The 20,605-nt window shown below is 38.9% G+C and carries 10 protein-coding genes; 6 read left to right on the forward strand and 4 right to left on the reverse strand.

Features of this window, described 5'->3' with window-relative positions; all coding sequences use genetic code 11:
- Positions 1 to 975: 975 nt before the first annotated feature.
- From AC4MRQ_RS12460 to galA, 5 genes are all read left to right on the forward strand, one after another.
- A complete protein-coding gene (locus tag AC4MRQ_RS12460; protein ID WP_491198007.1) occupies positions 976 to 1,617 on the forward strand; it encodes a PQLLE family protein in 642 nt (213 codons plus the stop codon).
- Between the two features lie 1,092 nt (positions 1,618 to 2,709).
- Positions 2,710 to 5,547 carry a ligand-binding sensor domain-containing protein gene (locus AC4MRQ_RS12465; RefSeq protein WP_491198008.1) on the forward strand — a complete coding sequence of 946 codons (2,838 nt, stop codon included), beginning with the start codon at positions 2,710 to 2,712 and terminating at the stop codon, positions 5,545 to 5,547.
- Between the two features lie 536 nt (positions 5,548 to 6,083).
- The gene (locus tag AC4MRQ_RS12470; protein WP_491198009.1) at positions 6,084 to 8,234 is read left to right on the forward strand and encodes a TIM-barrel domain-containing protein; all 2,151 of its coding nucleotides are present in this window, start codon (positions 6,084 to 6,086) and stop codon (positions 8,232 to 8,234) included.
- A 129-nt stretch (positions 8,235 to 8,363) separates the two neighbouring features.
- Positions 8,364 to 9,713, forward strand: a complete 1,350-nt coding sequence (locus tag AC4MRQ_RS12475) for an alpha-L-fucosidase (protein ID WP_491198010.1) — start codon at positions 8,364 to 8,366, stop codon at positions 9,711 to 9,713.
- A gap of 14 nt (positions 9,714 to 9,727) precedes the next feature.
- The gene (gene galA / locus AC4MRQ_RS12480) at positions 9,728 to 12,217 is read left to right on the forward strand and encodes a beta-galactosidase GalA (protein WP_491198011.1); all 2,490 of its coding nucleotides are present in this window, start codon (positions 9,728 to 9,730) and stop codon (positions 12,215 to 12,217) included.
- 134 nt (positions 12,218 to 12,351) lie between these two features.
- On the opposite strand, the gene AC4MRQ_RS12485 is transcribed toward galA, so the two are convergent.
- Entirely contained in the window at positions 12,352 to 13,074 is a 723-nt protein-coding gene (locus tag AC4MRQ_RS12485; protein ID WP_491198012.1) for a LamG domain-containing protein, read from the reverse strand.
- 354 nt (positions 13,075 to 13,428) lie between these two features.
- Between AC4MRQ_RS12485 and AC4MRQ_RS12490 the strand changes: the two genes are divergently transcribed.
- Positions 13,429 to 14,451 carry a fibrobacter succinogenes major paralogous domain-containing protein gene (locus AC4MRQ_RS12490; protein ID WP_491198013.1) on the forward strand — a complete coding sequence of 341 codons (1,023 nt, stop codon included), beginning with the start codon at positions 13,429 to 13,431 and terminating at the stop codon, positions 14,449 to 14,451.
- Between the two features lie 215 nt (positions 14,452 to 14,666).
- Here AC4MRQ_RS12490 and AC4MRQ_RS12495 read toward each other — a convergent pair whose 3' ends face one another.
- The 3 genes from AC4MRQ_RS12495 to AC4MRQ_RS12505 all read right to left on the reverse strand — a co-directional run bounded on the left by AC4MRQ_RS12495 (position 14,667) and on the right by AC4MRQ_RS12505 (position 20,572).
- Positions 14,667 to 16,115, reverse strand: coding sequence for a sulfatase family protein (locus tag AC4MRQ_RS12495; protein ID WP_491198014.1), 1,449 nt, complete (start codon positions 16,113 to 16,115; stop codon positions 14,667 to 14,669).
- A gap of 80 nt (positions 16,116 to 16,195) precedes the next feature.
- Positions 16,196 to 17,710, reverse strand: coding sequence for a sulfatase family protein (locus AC4MRQ_RS12500; protein ID WP_491198015.1), 1,515 nt, complete (start codon positions 17,708 to 17,710; stop codon positions 16,196 to 16,198).
- A 93-nt stretch (positions 17,711 to 17,803) separates the two neighbouring features.
- Entirely contained in the window at positions 17,804 to 20,572 is a 2,769-nt protein-coding gene (locus AC4MRQ_RS12505; RefSeq protein WP_491198016.1) for a ligand-binding sensor domain-containing protein, read from the reverse strand.
- Between the last annotated feature and the right edge of the window lie 33 nt (positions 20,573 to 20,605).

Genomic DNA, 20,605 nt, shown 5'->3' on the forward strand with positions numbered 1-20,605 from the left:
GCTATTCCTAATCACACATTAGCACTTCCGAAACATATAAAAGCACTTCTTAATGTCTCAAAACAGCAGTATGGTCGTTTTGGGCGCCACCGGAAACAGCAAAAGGTGTTCCCGGAGTCACAAAAAGGCTTCCTGCGAGGGCAAAAGGCCTTCCGAAACATATAAGAACAATTCTTAATGCCCCAAAGCGACAGAATGGCAGAGCTTTAGACCACCGAACGTAGCAAAAGGCACTCCCGGAGCTATAAAAAGCCCTCCGGGAGGCACAAAAAGGCTTCCGAGAGCTATAAAAAGGCCACCGAGAGGCGCAAAACGCCAATTTGGCAGAGTAAAATAAGTTTTCGATAAACCGTATAGGGAGTATTCAATAAACTGTGTCAACTGCAACTATGATGATTATTTTGCGCCGTTGAATCATTGACAATTTTTCTAATATATTAAAATCGTAATCACTATTGGCCGATAAATTTTCTTTACGCATTTACATAAAGGCGGAGAAGTTAGCCACTCAAAACATAAGCTAATGATTAACTTTCTTATATAAGATTCTAAAAAACTTCAGACCACTTAAATCATTGAAAACATAAATATCAGACATAAACATCCTAATCCACCTTGAAACCCGCGTCATATATACAAGCACGCTACAAACAAGAAGTTCTCATAAGTAAGTGCATGTCATTTATCAAACAAACAGGATAACACAGGCCAAAAGCACCACAAACACAAGTGTATAAACCCTTTATTCAAACTACACAAATCAACACAGAACCATTACATTACACATTATTGTTTAGTATGAGTTGAAATATTTTTTAAACACAAACTTGGAATAACCATTTTTTCTATTTACTTTCAATCTCCATACTGATAACACACATATATTTCGTTACAGCTACATTTTATCACTATTATTAACCTTTTATGTACTTGCAGGCAGTATCCTGCAATGCATAAATCAAAATTTAACTTTTTATGGAAACATATGAGAAAACAATGGAGAAAAACAGGGTACTAATCTATGGTGTTCGTGATAATGCCTCAATAAAGGAACGTATCGCCCTGATTTATTCTGAAGATCGCCTGGCCACAGGTGATGAATTATACATAGCCGCCAAAGAAGCCAGACAAAACCAACGACTGGAGAAGTTGGAGAGTCTGGAAGCCTCCAGAATATTTAACGAAACTAAAGATGAGATACACGAAGGTGTGATAAAAGTGCGTAAGGCGGCCCGGTATTTTTATAAAAACGATCCTGGCACTTTAAAATTATTGTTAGCCGACGAGGCTGTACCAACTAACTTTGCTCAGTGGAAGCAGCATTCTTTCGACACGCTTAAAGCTGTTGAGCAAAACGCAGACATTCAAGCAAAGTTTGCCCTGGTTGAATTAACACCCGAAGCGATTGCAGCTTATTTAGGCAAAATTGAAGCCGTTGAGCAATTGCGACTCAATGCCGAAAAAGAAGACGGTGAAGCACAGCAAGCTTCCCAAAAGAAACAAGAAACTTTTGATGCCCTCCACGCCTACTGCGTTGATCTGCGCGAATGCCTTGACCTGTTTTATTCAGGACCTGAACGCCAGAAACTGGAAGAAGTAGGCATCATAGTCAAATAACTCGTATAAGTTGTAACAGGGTATTCAGGAAAATCCGGCAGTCAGTTGCCGGATTTCTTTTTGTTACACTTACGTCAAGAGGAAAGAGACTACAACTTAAGAAAGAACTACCTCTAATCCTGAACACTGTAATTCCAAATTTAACACTTCCTCTCCTCGCAGGAGAGGACTGAGGTGAGGTGTTTAATTCCTTACTTCATTTTTATAAAATAGGCGCCTTACATTCCCTTCTCCTTCAGGAGAAGGTTAGGATGAGGTGTTTACCTATTCTTCTCAATCCCCCACTTCATTTCTATAACTTATATAGTCTCATTTAACCCCCTTCGCTAAGGGGGAAATCACTTCAATCTGAAAAATTCCAAAATAAGTTGGAAAAGCTTTCCCTAATCGAAACAACGTTTCGAAGGATTGAAAGCAAGTGATAGAAATGAATGTTGTGTAATGGCGACCTTTGAAAAAGGGAAAGCCTGAAACAACAAATTCATTACGGTGCGCAGCAATCACCTCTTTCAATTCGATTTTTGTTTCTCGTTTTTCTAAAAAATGAGAATGCCACCCGGCATGAGGGTATACAGCCAATAATAAAGTTAAAACGGATTCCTAACAGCTTATCCTGCGCGCTGTTCCTTTTAGGGAAATAAAGGTGAGCGCAGGGCGATTGCTAAACTTAAAAGCATTAAAGAGAAGTTTACTCTTCTCAATCCCCCACTTCGTTTTTATAACTAATATAGCCTCATTTAACCCCCTTCGCCAAGGGGGAAATCTTTCAATAAATTACCCTTTATTTAAACCTCATCCCGGCCTTCTCCTAGGAGGAGAAGGAGACTGCAACTTCAGAAAGTAACTACCTCTAATCTTTGACACTGCAATACCTAATTTTAGCACTTCCTCTCCTCAAAGGAGAGGATTGAGGTGAGGTGCTTATTTCTTGTTAACCCCCTGGTCTACTTTTATAAAAACAGGCATCTTCCATTTCCTTCTCTTCAAAGTAAAAGATTAGAATCAGGTGTTTACTTATTTCACTTTTTACCACAAAAATCAAACGAAGCTATTTTATCCAATGATGTAAATGCTATTTTTGCTTTGGTGGAAATGAAAAAAGTATTTACAATCATATTACTTCTTGTTATGACCCTTTCTGCATCAGCAGAAAAGAATCATGTATTCCACCATTATTCTACCAAAGACGGACTGTTCCATAATGAAATCCGATTGATCCGTAAGGCCAGAAACGGTATGATCTGGTTAGGTACACAAAATGGATTATCCTCATTTGATGGTTACCGCTTCAAGGTTTTTAAACACAAGGATACAGATCCGAATTCGATCTGCAGCGATAAAATATATGCACTTGAAACATCCGCCAATGGAAATATATGGGTGGGTACTACCACCGGCCTTTGTGTATTAAATTCGTTAACAGGTAAAGCACACAGCTTTAAAGATACCTTCGCCATTCAATCAAATTTTGAGAACGACTATATTCATACCCTGCTCGAAGATCGATCCGGTTATTTATGGGTTTCCTGCAGTTCCGGCAACTATCGCTACTCCATCTATCAAAACACACTAGAAAAGGTTTTTGAGGGGAAAAGCGTCAGCAGTTATTACGAAAGCAACGAAGGCAGTTTCTGGGTTTGTTATAACGGAAAAGTAGGCAAATACGATCGTAACAACAACTCCATTATCAAAACCTATAACGCATCCATTACACGTTTATTTAACGATCGTTATGGGGTCTTGTGGGGCGTGGGGCCATTGGGTTTGTATCGATTTATGCCGGGTAAAGGTCAATTCGAATTAATCGAAAACCTGCAACATCCTTTAAGAAGAGGTTTCAGCAGTATTGCCGAAGATCGTGAAGGAAACCTTTTTTTAGGCGAATACGGCGGTGGTTTAACTATTTACTCGCCATCAGGCAATACTCACCAATATTTAGCTGCCAATTCCAAATTACAAAATTCCATTAGCAGCAACGATATTTATGATATCTTCTCGGATGAGACAGGTGTAGTCTGGCTCGGTACCCAAGAAGGCCTGGATGTTTTCGACTGGTCACGACAGCGTTTTATCAAGTGGAAAACAGAGCCTACACGTACAGATGGATTAAGCAATAGCTTTATACAGTCGATATACCGTGATAAAAAGGGACGGTTATGGTTGGGCACTCGTGATAAAGGCCTGGAGCGCCTTAAAGAGGAAAGTTCTTTACACAATCCATCATTTGAGCACTTCCCTCCTTCCAATAACTCCGGTATGAAAGGTACCTATATTGCCGATATGCTTGAAGATTCTCAAGGTCGAATATGGGTTGCATCCTGGGATGGTGGACTTAATTTAAAAGTAAAAGGAAGCTCTTCATGGATTAACTTTCGGTCATCTTCCGAATCAGCTAATTCAATTGAGAATAACACGGTAACATCTGTCATTGAAGATCGAAAAGGCCGCATCTTAGTCGGAACCCTGGGAGGCATATCCATCATTACCGGGCAAAAGGATGATCTGATTTTTACCAATTATCGACCTGAACAAAACAATAAAAAATCCCTTGGAGGTGATAGTGTTTTTAAAGTATTTGAGGATTCTAAAGGACGTATCTGGATAGGGATGAACAATGATGGTCTGGATTTGATGCATGAAGAACTGGATGGTACAGTTTGGTTCGAGCATTTTCGCCATCACCCCAACGATCTGACATCCTTAAGTAATAATGAGGTATTTGTAATTTTTGAGGATAGTAAAAAGCACCTTTGGGTTGGTACATCCTTTGCCGGTTTTAACCAGGTTATTGAAAATACAAATAACGATGGTAAAACATCATTCTCCTTTCAATCATACACCGAAAAAGATGGTTTGGCCGATAATGAAGTCAATGCCATTCTGGAAGATGAATTTGGCATTTTGTGGATCTCCACCAATAAAGGCATTTCACGGTTTAATCCTGTGGACAAAAGCTTTGTTAATTATTCGGATTACGACGGAGTATTAAAAGGAAAATTCCGAAAAAATGCAGCCTGGAAAGATGATGACGGAACCATGTATTTTGGTGGAGCCGCCGGAGTGAATGTTTTTAATCCCGTACACTTCCCTGTAAACACCATCCCTCCTAAATTGGTAGTCACATCGTTTGCTGTTGATAATATCGAATTCAGTTGGAATTCAGAAAACAACCAAAATATCATCCTTCAAAAGAATGATCAGGGATATTCAGTGGAATTGCCCAAAGGTAAAAACCGTTTCGAGATGCAGTTTTCAGCCATGTCGTACACCAGTCCTTATCGGAATAAATATGCCTGGAAACTAAATGGTATTGATGATCAATGGAGTATTTATGAAGGAAGTAACCCACAATTGAGCTATTCAGATTTACCATCGGGGAAACACATACTGGAGCTAAAAGCTGCCAATAATGATGGCGTGTGGAATGATCAAGCCCTTAAAATTCACATAAAGGTAGCATCTGATAACAATTTATATTGGCCGGTAACAATTGGAGCTTTAATTATTTTCGTATTTGCTTTCTTCTTGTATAAATCCAAGCTTAAGCAAACTGATAGAAAACAAAACACCACATTCGGAGAAGAAGATAAAGAATTAGCCTTGCGTCTGCAGAAAATAATGGAAGATCAACAACCTTATCTCGATTTCAAACTTGGCTTAGTAGATCTGGCTGAACCATTAAATATTTCTGCTAACCAACTTTCATCTTTATTAAATGATGTTATTGGTAAATCTTTTTACGATTATATCAACGAATTCAGAGTTGAAGAAGTGAAAAAGCGATTGGTTGATCCCAAACATCAAAATAAGACCATCCTATCCATTGCCTGGGAATGTGGATTCAACTCAAAATCGGCCTTCAACCGCATTTTTAAATTGAACACCAGCCTCACTCCATCCGAATATCAAAAGAAATACTCAAAATCGTAAAACAAAGTACTGCAATCACATATAAGTACTTTTGAGCAAAAAGACGTGTTTCTCATCCTTAAAAGTTTACATGGTCTGACAATAAATTGCTTCCGCTTAAATTTGGTTATCGCTCAAATAAACTGATTTATCATTCAGCTTTTTTGATCAGTAGCTAACATGTAATACCTCTTATCGTGCTAAATGATAAAAAAGAAGGTTATAGATCATCGAGTTGTCGTGTACCAATTACCGACTTCAGCAATGAAAGCGGGGTACCCACTCGATTAAGCGTAGCAAAAAGAGATTTGATGCCAAGCTGTAATTCTTTAAATCTCTTGTGAAGCGTATCGTTAGTGGGTCGCTGAGTGCTGTGGAGGATGATTTTTTGCATTCTTTTTCATCTAAGGAATTGAAAATCGTGAATATAAGTTGAAACGGACAAACATGAACAAAAAGAATGAGCCAACGCGCGGCTTGAGCGCGAAGTAAAGAAATACAATTATTGTAATACGAAATATACATTAAGAATTGGTATTAACTAAATAAACAAACAGATGAAACACCTCACCATTGCATTACTCAGTTTGGTTTTTCTGGTTTCGTGCAATACGAATAAAACCACCAATATAAATTCAGAAAATAACACTCCGGTGTGGCAACAAACGCATCCGGGTGTATGGAAAACACAGGTTAATAATCCTTCCAATTTTAATTTACTTTCGGTAAGTAATAAACAGCCCAAAGCCGAAGCCATCAAACAACTTGGAGATGCTTCTATTCCAATTGACAAAAATGAAATTGAAGCATTTACAAAAAATGGCCGTACCTATGTGCGCTTTCCCCTCGATAAGGAAGAACAACTATACGGTTTTGGCTTAAACTTTAAAACCGTTCGTCAGCGAGGAAGAATCATGCGTTTACATGTTGATCATTACGGTGGTCGTGATAATGGCCGTACACATGCCCCTGTTCCATTCTTTGTTTCGGACAAAGGTTATGGCGTGCTCATTAATGCTGCACGTTACATTGATGTTTATGCTGGCTCGGGCGTTCGTAAAGACAGTAAAAATCCACCTGAAACCAAAGATCGTAATACCGATCGATTATGGTCGGCCCGCCCTTACTCTGATAATCTTGAATTTGTCATTCCCGAAGATGGCGTGGAAATGATCCTATTTACGGGAGAAAATATGATGGAAGTGGTACAGCGTTTCAACCTGTATTGTGGTGGCGGTTTTATTCCTCCCAAATGGGGCCTGGGATTCTGGCAACGCACTCCTACCCGCTTTTCCGATAAGGATGTCAGAACCGAAGTGGAAAGTTTTGGTGAGAAAAATTTCCCGATTGACGTATTGGGTTTAGAGCCCGGATGGCACAGCAAAGCCTATCCCTGCACCTTCGAATGGGACCAGACACGTTACCCTGATCCGGCTGGTTTTGCCAAAGAAATGAGTGAAAAAGGTATTCATTTGAATCTGTGGTGTAATCCTTTTTTATGGCCGGGATCAAGCCTGGATAAAAAGATGGAAAAGTACACAGGCTCGCATACAGTTTGGTGCGGAACTGTACCAGACTATACCATACCTGAAGCAAGAGATATTTTCAAACAACATTTACTGGATAATCAGTTAAACATTGGTGTAAGTGGTTTTAAAATTGATGAAGTAGATGGTTACGACCACTGGCTTTGGCCCGATATTGCAACTTTCCCATCAGGACGTGATGGTGAGCAAATGCGTCAGACCTATGGTACGCAAGTCATGACGTTGACCGATGAGATCTACCGTGCGAAGAACGAACGCACATATGGTCTGATTCGCGCTGCCAATGCAGGTTCTGTATCTTATCCTTATGTGATTTACAACGATTATTATAGCCACAAAGATTTTATCACAGCACTAATCAACTCAAGTTTTTCAGGATTACTCTGGACACCGGAAGTACGCGCCAGCCGAACATCTGAAGAGTGGGTACGCCGTATGCAATCGGTTTGCTTCTCTCCAATGGCTATGCTCAATGCCTGGGCAGACGGCACCAAACCATGGTCATTTCCCGATGTTTATGAAGCTTGTCAGGATGTGGCCTTCTTGCGCATGCAGATGCTCCCTTACCTGTACTCTACCTTTGCGCAATATTACTTTGAGGGCAAACCTCCATTCCGTGCTATGGAATTGGTTGAAGGCTATCTGGCGAAAGAAGAATTGATCAGCGGAAGGCTGGATGGAACTGCCAACCCATATGCGGAAGCCATTAAACGCGAAGTAAAAGATCAATACATGATGGGCGACTACGTTTTGGTGGCACCGATGTTTGCCCATCAAACAGAACGAAAAGTGATTCTTCCCAAGGGCAACTGGTATGATTTCTATACTGGAAAATATGTAGGCAATGGCGAAGTCATAAACATTCAACCAGGATTGGATAAGATTCCCTTATTTGTAAAAGATGGCGGCATCATTCCAATGATTTCAAAGGTTAATCGCGCTTCGGCCTGGACCAATGAAATGCCTCTTGAAGTGCGGGTTTATGGAGAAAAAGATGGAACTTACGTATTGTATGACGACGATGGTAAAACGTACGATTATGCATCTGGAAAATACACAAAAACAATACTGACAGTTAAAGATGGCAAAGGCAGCGCAAAACATGAGGGTACCACTAACTGGACTTATAAGGATATAAACTGGTCTTTTATGTCGAAATAATAATATTTAATTATTATACATAGATAAAAACTTCCCCTCCTGAATTTTAGGAGGGGTGCCGATAGGCGGGGTGGTATAATTTATTAATAAATGCAATCATCTTAATTACTTATACAAATCTAAACGGTTATGCAAAAATATATTTCTATCGTGCTTTTAGGTATTCTTTGCCTTAATACCTACGGTCAAATTCCTCTACCAACAAAAGAACAGGTTGAATGGGCCGATTGCGAAATAGGTGCCATCATTCATTTCGATATTAATGTTTACGAACCGTCTTATCAATGGCGTAAGCAATGGGATTTTAATCCCGATCCTGAAATATTTAATCCTAAGCAACTGGATACCGATCAGTGGGTAAAATCAGTGAAAGATATGGGTGGAGAGTACGCTGTACTGGTTGTTAAACACTGCACCGGTTTTTGTTTGTGGCCAACTGATGCGCATGATTACAGCATTAAAAGTTCTCCGTGGAAAAACGGACAAGGTGATATACTGAAAGATTTTATTAAATCGTGTAAGAAATACAATGTTCGTCCGGGTGTTTATTACAGCGCAGCAGCAAACGGGTATTTTAAAGTTGATAATCCGGGTTTGGTCAATAGCAAAGATGAGAAAGAGCAGAAAGCGTATAATAAGATGGTAGAACAACAGCTTACCGAGTTATACACCAACTATGGAAAGTTCTTCGAGATTTGGTTTGATGGAGGTTGTTTACCACCTGAAAAAGGGGGGCCTGATATTGTAACACTATTACATAAACATCAACCACAGGCCGTTGTATTTCAGGGACCTGAAGGAACCAACTCCTTAATCCGCTGGGTTGGTAATGAACGCGGTGTAGCTCCATATCCTTGTTGGAGCACCATGCACACCACTACATCCAGTGGTGGCGATGAAGAAATTGATCGCTTGCATGGAAACCCCGACGGTCCGTTATGGTGTCCCGGGGAAGCGGATTTCCCCATTCGTCATGGTGGCTGGCAAGGTGGCTGGTTCTATCATCAAAAAAACACAAAACACCTCATGTCTTTAGAAACCTTAATTGAAAAATACTATACCACAGCCGGACGCAACACCAACATGCTAATTGGAGTGGTAGTTGATGAACGTGGTTTAGTACCTGAAATTGATGTCAAACGCATGAAGGAGTTTGGCGATGAGATAAAAAAACGTTTCGATAAGCCAATTAAGTCCATAAGAGGTAAAGGGAATGAATTAACAATCCAGCTAAATAAAGATAAAGCTATCAACCATATTGTATTACAAGAGGATATAGCGAAAGGCGAGCGCATACGTAGCTTCGAGATTCTAACTGAAAAAGATGGAACATGGACTTCTCTTTTTAAAGGAAGCTGCATTGGTCATAAGTACATTCACCACTTCGAAACGATGAATGTATCAGCTGTGAAAGTAAAGATCAATAAATCGGTTGACGAACCAATAATTCATAACTTTTCGGTATATAATATTCAATAATTGGCACACAGATTATGAAGCATTATGTATTAATCCTATCATGTCTCGTATTTTGTTCGGTGATTTTTGCACAACGTGAAATCATTGATTTCAACACTGACTGGAAATTTCATTTCGGACACACCTATGATATTAAAAAGGACTTTGGTTTTGGAGCTGGTGTGCAACTTCAGTTTGCAAAGCTGGAACCCGCACCATATGGTGGTCATGGTATTCCCGGAACCTTATTAAATCTGGACGATTCAAATTGGAAGTCGATTCAAATACCACACGACTGGACTGTTGATTTACCTTACGATACAACACAAGATCAACGTATAGGAAGTCGCTATGGATTTAAGCCTGTTGGGCGTGAATACCCGGAGACATCCATTGGTTGGTACCGAAAGAAATTTAAAGTCGATCAAGCCGATGAAGGTCAACGTATCGTCATTGAATTTGATGGTGTTTTTAGAAATTGCATGCTTTGGGTTAATGGTTTTTACATAGGTCGCCATTGGAGTGGTTACACAGGTTTTAGTTTCGATATATCAGATTATTTGATCTACGGAAAACAAAATATCATTGCCTTAAGAGTGGATGCCACCTTGCATGAAGGTTGGTTTTATGAAGGAGCAGGCATTAATAAGGAGGTTAGTTTAATCAAAACCTCCCCTATTCATTTTGAAGATTCGGGGCCTTTCATTACCACCAATATTAATAATGATCAGGCAATTGTAAATATCGCAACGAACATTGAGAATGAAAGCTTTGTGGATGAAACGGTTATGATACACAACGAAATCATCGATGCAAATGGTCGAATTGTTGCTACTGGCAAATCGAAGAAAGACAAAGTAAATAAACTCGACAATCAGCTTACTCAACAACAATTGTTAATTAAAAATCCTCAATTGTGGTCGGTCGACAATCCAAACCGCTATCAATTGGTTTCGAAAATACTAGCCGGCAATAAGGTGCTGGATAGTTACACAACTAAAATTGGTATCCGAACTTTAAAATTTGATGCGGACCAAGGATTCTGTCTGAATAATAAGCGTGTACAAATCAAGGGTGCATGTATTCATCAAAATTTTGCAGGTGTTGGATCTGCTTTACCTGAAGCATTACATTATTATCGAATCAAATTATTGAAAGAAATGGGCGTAAATGCCGTTCGTTCTCATTATCCGTTTTCAAAATCGATGCTCAATGCCTGTGATAGTTTAGGTATGCTGGTAATGGATGAAACCCGGTCGGCAGGAAGCACTGTTGAGACGCTGGAACAGGTAAAATGGATGGTAAAAAACCATCGTAATCATCCTTCGATCTTTATTTGGTCAATGGCCAACGAAGAAGGAGGAACACAACGGGATATCATTGGGATGCGTTATATGAAGAAGATGGTTGCCGAGGCACATAAGCATGATTCTACACGTTTGGTAACAGCCGGAGTTAATGCCTGGGGCAGCAAGGTAGATTTTGGTTTCTCACAAGAAATAGATGTGATGGGCTTTAATTACAGTCTCGGTTTTATTGACGATTACCATAAAAATCACCCAAACCAGCCTCTGATCGGAACAGAAGTTAGCAATGCAACAGTAACTCGTGGCTTTTATGAGTTTGCTGATGATAACAAGGCTGTAGCTGTAACCGATGGTATTGGTGGTTATTTTATGCCAGATGATAATGACCAACGTAAAGCTCTAACCAAAGGTCATTTGGCAGCCAATATGATTGGACGAAATAACGGCGCCTATAAAACCTTGAAGTTCTATGCCGAACGTCCATGGCTGGCTGGTAGTTTTATATGGACAGGATTTGATTATAACGGTGAAATTTATCCAAGTGAGAAGCCTAATAATAGCTCCCAATTTGGTGCAATGGATTTATGTGGAATGCCAAAGCCCCTGTACTATTATTACCAATCATGGTGGACCAATGAGCCGGTATTACATATGGCACAGCATTGGAATTGGACTGGTATGGAAGGTAAAAAATGCGAGGTGTTAATTCATTCCAATTGTGATCAGGTGAAACTGGTATTAAGTGGGAAAAGCCTGGGAACGAAAGCTATTCCTCAATATGGTTACTTAAGTTGGCAGGTTAAATATGCTCCGGGAAAACTGGAAGCGTTTGGCTATCAGAACGGAAAGTTGGTTTTGCAAAATGAATTGGTAACAGCCGGACAACCTTATATTATAAAACTTACACCTGATAAAACAGCTCTAAAGGCCGATGGTAAAGATGTGGTAGTGGTTCGCGTTGCAATATTTGATATGGGTGGCAATTTTGTTCCTTTAGCTAATAATCATTTGCAGTTTGAAGTAGAAGGCGATGCCAAAATATTGGGAACCGGTAATGGCGATCCCTCATCACTTGAAATCGATTCTGAACCAACAAGAAGGGCTTTTAACGGGAGAGCTGTGGTCATCATTCAGTCGAGTAACACAAAAGGTGAATTGAAACTGAAGGTTAAATCGGATGATTTAAATAGTGCAACACTGGTGTTGAATCAAATGTAGAAACACATTAAAGTAAGATAGCCTCTTCGCTGTTATTAGCCGTTAAATTATTTGGAATATTCAGAAGCGATCGGATGCCATTCAACCATGCTTTATTAGGACCTGCCGATCGCCCATATTCCAATTTACTGTGCTTAGTAGTTTTCGTTGAATAATATATCAATTTCAACTTCCTCGAGAGCCCGGTCGTATATCAATACATCATCAATAGCACCATGAAAATTGGCAGTTCCATGTATTATCTCACTTTGATGTCCAATCCTAAATGGGACATCATTGTCAGCAATTCCACCTTCAAAAGGATATTCATCAATAAACTTTCCGTTTAAATACATTTTTAGGGCTAATCCATTATATGTAACAACAATATGTGACCATGTATTTAGTGGAAATGGAGAATCCAATTCTAAGATGTTATTGGATATGTTCCACCTTAAATTTAACCCGTGCGTATTAATTCCTAGATAATATCCCTGTCCACCAGGAGCAGGGCCCCAATTGTTTGCCCACTTATTCACAATTGTATTCCAACCATATTGCAAAGAATCTGCTTTTACCCACACCGAAATAGAAATTGAATTAGTTAATTCGAGTTCATCAGCATTTTCGACATTTATATAACTGATTTCATTATCGAAAAACATGGCAGAATTTTCTATTCCATTTCTATTTGAAGTTGGTACTACATTACCAACAATTTCACCATGATTTTTATATTTACTATTATCATCAGCATTTCCATCCAATAAAAACATTGCGACGTAATCGTTTGGTATCTTTGATTGATCAAGTTCATCATCCTTCTCACAGCTTACAAACAGGATGATTCCAAAAATAAATATCAGGGCTTTTTTCATAGAATTCTTGCTAATATCTCCTTATTTATACATTAAACAATTTAGCTTACTAATTTCAGTTTTTCAAGTTCTCAAAAGACAATTATATACTTCAATAAGTAATAATAATATCATAAAGATGTCTGTTTAATCTTGAGTAGAAAACACATTGCATCTGGTCAAAATGTATTGTCTTTACCATCTTACCTTAGAATGGTCAAAGTTCAATTTAAGAAGTTTAGAGTCATAAATAATTCAAATAGATATATATTACTCACAAAGAATTAATTACATATCCTTTGTGCTCAAATCTATAAAAATTCGTAAGTTCGTTGCTGCTGAATTTAATCACACATAATTCTAAAAATTATACCCATGCGACTGAACAGACTTGGCAAATTAGTATTGCTCGCACTAATTGTTATTACCTCGTGTCAGAAAGATAATGAAGTGAAGAATGGCACCGAATTAAAGAGAATCACTTTAAAGAGTTCCCCGGATAAGGTGCAGGACTATTGTATCAATGAAACACTGGACCTTAAAGGAACTGTTATTAGTCTCACGCTGGATGATGGCACATTAATAAGAGATATTCCATTTGAAGATTTTGAGAAAGAGGGCATCACTTGTGATCCAAAACAAGGAGCATCACTTGAGCCCGGGGATAACGAGATAAGCTTATCTCACCCTGAATCCTATTTAACTATCAGATTAAACGTAGTATCCGGCGTTTTTGATATAGATGGTAACTTATATACAATTATTCGCTTTGGAGATCAGGTTTGGATGGCTGAGGACTTAAAGACTGAGACTTATAACGATTCTGAAAAAATACCATTGGTTTCAGAAGATGACGAATGGATCACGAATACATCGGGTGCCTGTTGCAGGATTGCAAGAGGAGCATATTGTAATACCGACACTTCATACGTCATTGAATGGAATGGAATTTACTACAACTGGCATGCTGTCAATTCAGGAAAACTAAGCCCCCAGGGATGGCATGTTGCCTCAGATACAGATTGGGAGGAATTAGAAAATTATCTGGCTGACAATGGATACAACTATGATGGCAGTAATGGTGGTGGAAGAGAAAAGATTGCCAAATCTATGGCTGCACTTGGTGTAATATGGTCAAGTACAGTATATGGTTCTGTCGGATCATCAGCCCCTGTTCCAAATAACAGCAGTGGGTTTTCCGGAGTTCTTTTAAATCGAAGAGACTCCACATATTATACTCCATGCCATGAACGATACTTTGACCGAAGCTATTGGTGGACCAGTTCTGAAGAAGAAAGTTTGGCATGCTACAGGGGACTTGTTTATAACAGCACGGGAGTAGAACGAGGTTTTGGTAAAAAATGGTATGGCATGTCTGTTAGGTGCGTTAAGGATTAAACTCTGACTTTAAAGAACCTATCCTGTATAACAAGTCACCTTATTGGAGCAATCGTCTGCATCTCCTGTAGATAAGTTACACCAATTGGGGCAACTGGTGATGCAATTGGGAGCCTTTTAATCTCTCCATTAATCAGTATTAGTTAAGACTTAATCTGACAAAAAAAAGTGATCACCTGCCCTGATGATCACTTCTCTCAAAAAAATCAATCTTCTTATTTTAATAACTCTGGATATACGATTGTTAAATCCAGTTCGTCATCCATTTCATTCTGTAACTGAACCAGTTCTTTAAAAAGTTGCTTTACCTTTTCCTGGTATTTTTTCTCTTCGGCTAAATCCTTCATCTCTAAAGGATCTTTTTTGAGGTTGTATAAACGTACCTTTTTTGCCTCTGGGTAAGCAATCAACTTAAAACCATCTTTGCGTATCATACGTTGTTGCTTGGTATAACATCCGTAAATAGCCGGATAATTACCTTTCTTTTGTTCTCCACGTGCCATCTTCATCAAACTGCTGAATTCCACATAAGCCGGCTTATCAATACCTGCCAACTCCAATGTGGATGGCATAATATCCTGCAAATAAACATCCATGTCACGCTTCTTATTAGCAGGTACATCGGGTCCAATCACGATTAAAGGTGCTCGCATACTATGGTCATACATGCTTTGCTTTCCTAATAAACCGTGATTACCACAAGCTAAACCATGGTCAGCAGTGTAGAAGATATAAGTATTGTCCTTCTTACCTGACTTTTCCAAAGCATCTAAGATGCGTCCTAATTGCTGGTCAAGGTGCGTAATTATTGCGTAATACTCCTGACGGTTGACCTTTATGGCGTATTCTGTGCGAGGAAAGGGTGCCAGTTTTTCATCCCGTAACTTCGCACTGCAACCCATCTCATCCTTGTAAGGATATTCCGGCAGGAAGGTTTCCGGTAGTGAAATATTTTCTAGCGGATAGATATCTACAAATTCCTTTGGCGATTGGCGCGGATCATGCGGTGCATTAAAGGCCACATACATAAAAAAAGGATTATCGCTTTCTTTAGCTTGTTCGATAAAACCAATTGCTTCATCTCCCAGTACTTCACTCCAGTGCTTTCCTCCTTTCCAAAATCCATCGTATTGTTTATCCCACGGTTTCCAGGTGTTATCATTTTCATCTTTCGGACGGTTATAGCCTTCTGGTGTTTGGTTAGGCATTCCACCCCTTACTGTTCCAACATTGCTGAAACAATCTGCAGGATCAGCTTTTACATGCCACTTACCAGCCATATAAGTATCATAACCTTCATGTTTCATCAGATTACCCCACATTTGTTTGTTAATTTTGTTGGTCTTTAAATCCGATTCTAAACTTTTAGCCCGCCAAACAAAGCGACCTGTGTTAATCATCGTTCTGGAGGCTACACAAACAGCTCCGTGCCACGCTCCCATATTAAAGGCATGTGTAAACGAAACACCACTTTCCACCATCTTATCCAGGTTAGGTGTTTTAATCTCTTTATTGCCCAGTTTATTAATTGTGTTATAGCACTGATCATCGGCAAAAAGGAAAATAATATTGGGTTTCTGATCTTTCTTATTATTTGCGATACCTGGTCGGATCATTATCAGGGCAAGTATTGCCAGTAAAAATTTAAGTTTGTGATTCATCATTAATCTATATGTTTTAGGTTTATCTGTCATTATTTAATAGTTAGCTGGTTTTGTTTTAATTGGTAATCGGTACAGGATTATTATTTCTCTTTTACTTTCAATGGATCCGGCCACGATTGTCCAAGTTTCTCGTAAGATGCTTTACCATATTCATCACCTTCAAAACTGGATTTACAAGAGTTGACAAATTCCTCCAACTGTTTTATCATCTGTTTAATGAGTTGCTCTTTATCCTCTGCAATATTTCTTTCTTCATAAGGATCATTCACAATGTCATAGAGTTCAAATTGTCCTTTCTCTCCATAGAGTTTGTACTGAGTGTCTGAATAGCTCACCCTGTTTTTAATACAGAATCCTATGGGCTGAGAACGTTCGCGCATCTTTCCATCCAGTAAGGAAACCAGACTCACCCCATCTAATTGATTAGGTGTTTTGCTTGGCTCAATATCTAAAACTTCCATTATCGTTGGTAAATAGTCAGAGGTCACACATGGAATATCCGTTTCAAATCCTTTTCTAATCCGCTTGGGCCAAACCATAACACCAGGAACACGAACACCTCCTTCATACAAAGCGCGTTTTCGGTCACGAAATCCACCTGTTGAGCCTGGATTCCCATTCTCAGGACCATTATCACTGCAAAACCAGATCATGGTATTGGAGTCTTTTCCAATTTTCTCAAGATAAGAACGCAGACGACCAATCTGCTCGTCCATAGCCGTTATACAACCCGCATAGTTACGCATCAAGACATCCTGATCTTTGTACATTTCCTGATGCTTTGGACCTGCCACGCAAGGCATGTGAGGCGTATGAAACCACACAACAGCAAAAAATGGCTGCTCATTAGCATTAGCCTCATTGATAAATGGCAATACGCGGTCCATTATAATACGACTGTCATCCCCTTCCAGATTATCGTTTATTTTATTCCCATCAATATCCCAGTAATATGTGCCATAAGCTGTAAACTCTTCTCCCTCTTTCAAATAATCCCAACCTTTACGGTTATATTTCTTTAAAGGCTTTTTCATGGGATCATAGGTTGGCACCTTTGATTCTGTAACAAATGCAACATCATAGCCATGCAGAGCGGGAGGATTATATTCCTGAGTATTTCCCACACGTCCACGGTTGGCATCTTTTTCATTAGTGGTGAGTGTTCCTAAGTGCCATTTTCCGAAATGTCCGGTCAGGTAACCTTCTTCTTTCAGTAACTCAGGCAGCGTTACTTCCTCGGTTCTTAATATTCCTGTATTAGCATGAAAAACACCGGTACGATAAGGATTACGTCCGGTTAACACACTGGCCCGTGTTGGCGAACAAACAGCTGATGCTGAATAGAAGCGATTAAACTTTACACCTTCTTTAGCCATCTGATCCAGACTGGGTGTCCTGATAATCTTATTTCCATTATAGCCGGTATCGCCCCAACCCAAATCATCGGCCATTATTAATATGATATTAGGCTTTTTACCTGATTGGTCTTTAGCGGAAATGTTATTTGATTGAATGACCAATACTAAGAGAAAACCAATCAATATTACCCTTAGTTTGTACTTAATTCTGAGTTGAGATGTATGCATTTCTGTCATAGATTTTATTTATCCAAAAATATATTGAACCGTATAAAATACTATTTCACAAGGCCTAAAATAAGTGTCTATAAATTGAGACAGAAAAAAAATCTAATTTTTTCTGCTTTTTGCATACTGCGCAGGGGTGGTACCTTTTACTTCTTTAAAAAAGCGGTAAAATGAAGATTTGGATGAGAAGCCACATTTTTCGGAGAGAGCTATCAAGGTCATTTTTTTATTTTCTTCCTTTTCCAAACAAGCAACAAATTCTTCCACCCGATACTTATTGACATATTCGTAAAAACGGGTTTGTAAAAAGTCGTTGAGCACCTGGGATAATTTAACTGAACTGACTCCAACCTGTGCCGCCAGTTCATTGACTGTCAAATCCGGATTCAAATATGGTTTCTGCTCCTCCATTAATTGATTGAGCTGACTAACAATCTCAGAAGATTTATCAGAACTCAACTTCGAATACTCATACTTTGTGTTTACTTTTTTAATCCTTTTGAAACGATACAACAGATAAACTCCTGCCAGACTGATTAGTATGAACAACGACAGTAGCATATATATGTATAGATTAGATTCTACCTCCAATTGAATAAGAAATGGAGGTTGAACGTTACGCTGATCTGTAACAGCACTGATCAATAATTGGTATTCACCAGCCGGAATATCATTCAGAATAAGTTCCCTGTTTCGTGTATAATGCCATTGTTCATCCTTACCTTCCAGTTTCCAGGCAAAAAGCTGTTTTGACGGAGACAATAAGCTTGATGAACCAAAGAGTATTTTTAGCTGACGAATTGATCCACTTACTTTAATTTCAGCAGCTGTATCTGCAAACGTCCGATTTAAATCAAACTCTTTACCATTCACTAAGATTTGGTGAACCAAGATCTGAGCCGTGCCAACTTCTTTTGGTTTTTTATCGATATTGAAATAATTCACGCCATTGGCACTTCCAAAATAGGCTGTATTGGTGAGAGTATCCAGGTAATAACCAAAGCGGTTAAACTTTTCACTTACAATACCCTCATTAAACGAATAATGAACAAACTTGCCAATACCAACACCATGTGGTTCATACTTCATTAGCTCTTTCCATGAGCTGATCCACATCTCGCCATCTTTGCCGGCAACTAAACCTGGAACATAATCAGAACTCATTCCATCTTCCATGAAATAAGCTTTAAACTGCACTGCTTGTGGGTTATTCTTCAGGATACTGTCATTTGCCAGATGATACAGTCCATTATTTGATCCAAACCAGATATTACCTTCAGAGTCTGATACAATACTCTGCATCAGATTGGTTTGCAACGCAGGATATTGCTCTTTTTTAAATGGAATACAACCTTCATGCGCATTAACCTCATCATAAAGAAACAGACCTTTGTCGCAACCAATCCACATACGTTTATATGCGTCAACAAAAAGGCTAAAAACGCCTCCTGCCCCCTTTAACTCAATTTCTTTATCAATACTGAACTTTCCGTCAGCTTCTCGGTGGAATTTGAAAATTCGGTTATACGTTCCCATCCAATAGCTTCCATCCGCTTGTTGTATAATTGATTTAATCGTATAACTCTTGTTAAAACCTACAAACTCAGCAGGCAATAATACTCCGTCTTTATATATATAAGCCTTACGAGAAGTAGCAATCCAAGTGTTACCATCGTTATCAGAATAGAGTTGAGCTATAAAATTACTTTCCAATATGGAGTTATCTTTATGAAAGCGCGTAAAAGCTTTTTCTTTGGAGTTATAACACGATACTCCCGAAGTATAACTGCCCATCCAGATACGACCATCCTTATCACCATGTATCGGAAAAATGTAATTGTCGTGAAGGGTATTGTTTGCTTCAGGGTCATAACGGAAGCTATCAAACCATCGTGTTGAAGGGTCAACCTTATTAACACCACCGTATGTACTTATCCAAAGTATCACTTCCTTATCACAAAGAATATCCTGAATAAGATTATTGCTTATTGAAAATGAACTGTTTGTAACACTGTAATAATCCTGAATACTTGAAGGCAAATCATGCTTATTGAGTACGCACCTGTTCAAACCGTTATCTGTTCCGGCCCATATACTTCCTTCATAATAACCAAGGGTATAGACAACTCGTCCGCGTAACCAAAATTCGAGGTTCTTAATATCTTGCTTCGAAAATGTACTCAAGTCTTTATTTAAGAAATCCTGAATGACAGTAATTCCGTTATCTGTGGCTAAATACAAACTTCCTGAAGGGGCGAAACAAATATCTTTAATCCTGAAATGACAATGTAAGCTTGTAGGTTGATAGTTTTTAAATATCCTGCCGTCTGCAGCACTCAGCCAAATGTTTCCGTCGTTATCCAAAGCTGAAGATGAAAACAGAAGTTGCTCTTGGCGTTTTGTTGCCTCCAGCGTGTTAATGTTCACCAGAAAGTTTTGTGATCGAATTCCTGAAATCCAGATTGAATCAGTATCATAATTCTCAACAAACTGGATACTTTTAAGTCCTTTAATATCTAATGGAATAAATGTATCATTTTGCGGATCAAAAAGATTAAGTCCACTATTTCCACCTATCCAGATGTTGCCTTTAGCATCCTGACAAATTGCATAAAAGCGCCCCCCTTTTATATAATGCCTCGTTTTAGAATTTGATGATACAAAATTGGTTATATGACCGCCATCGTAACGAGCCACACCACCTATTCCTAATACCCATAAATAGCCTCTGTTATCACGAAATGATTTGAAAATTCTATCTCCAAAAAGACCATCCTTTGTGGTTAAATGACTCATTTTATATTCACTCGCATTGCTACCTAATGGTAACAAGCACAGCAAACACAACAAATGAATCAATCTTTTTTTCATAGACCTGTATCTTGAATTCTGGTAAAATGGAAG

This window comes from Carboxylicivirga sp. (genome assembly GCF_982718395.1).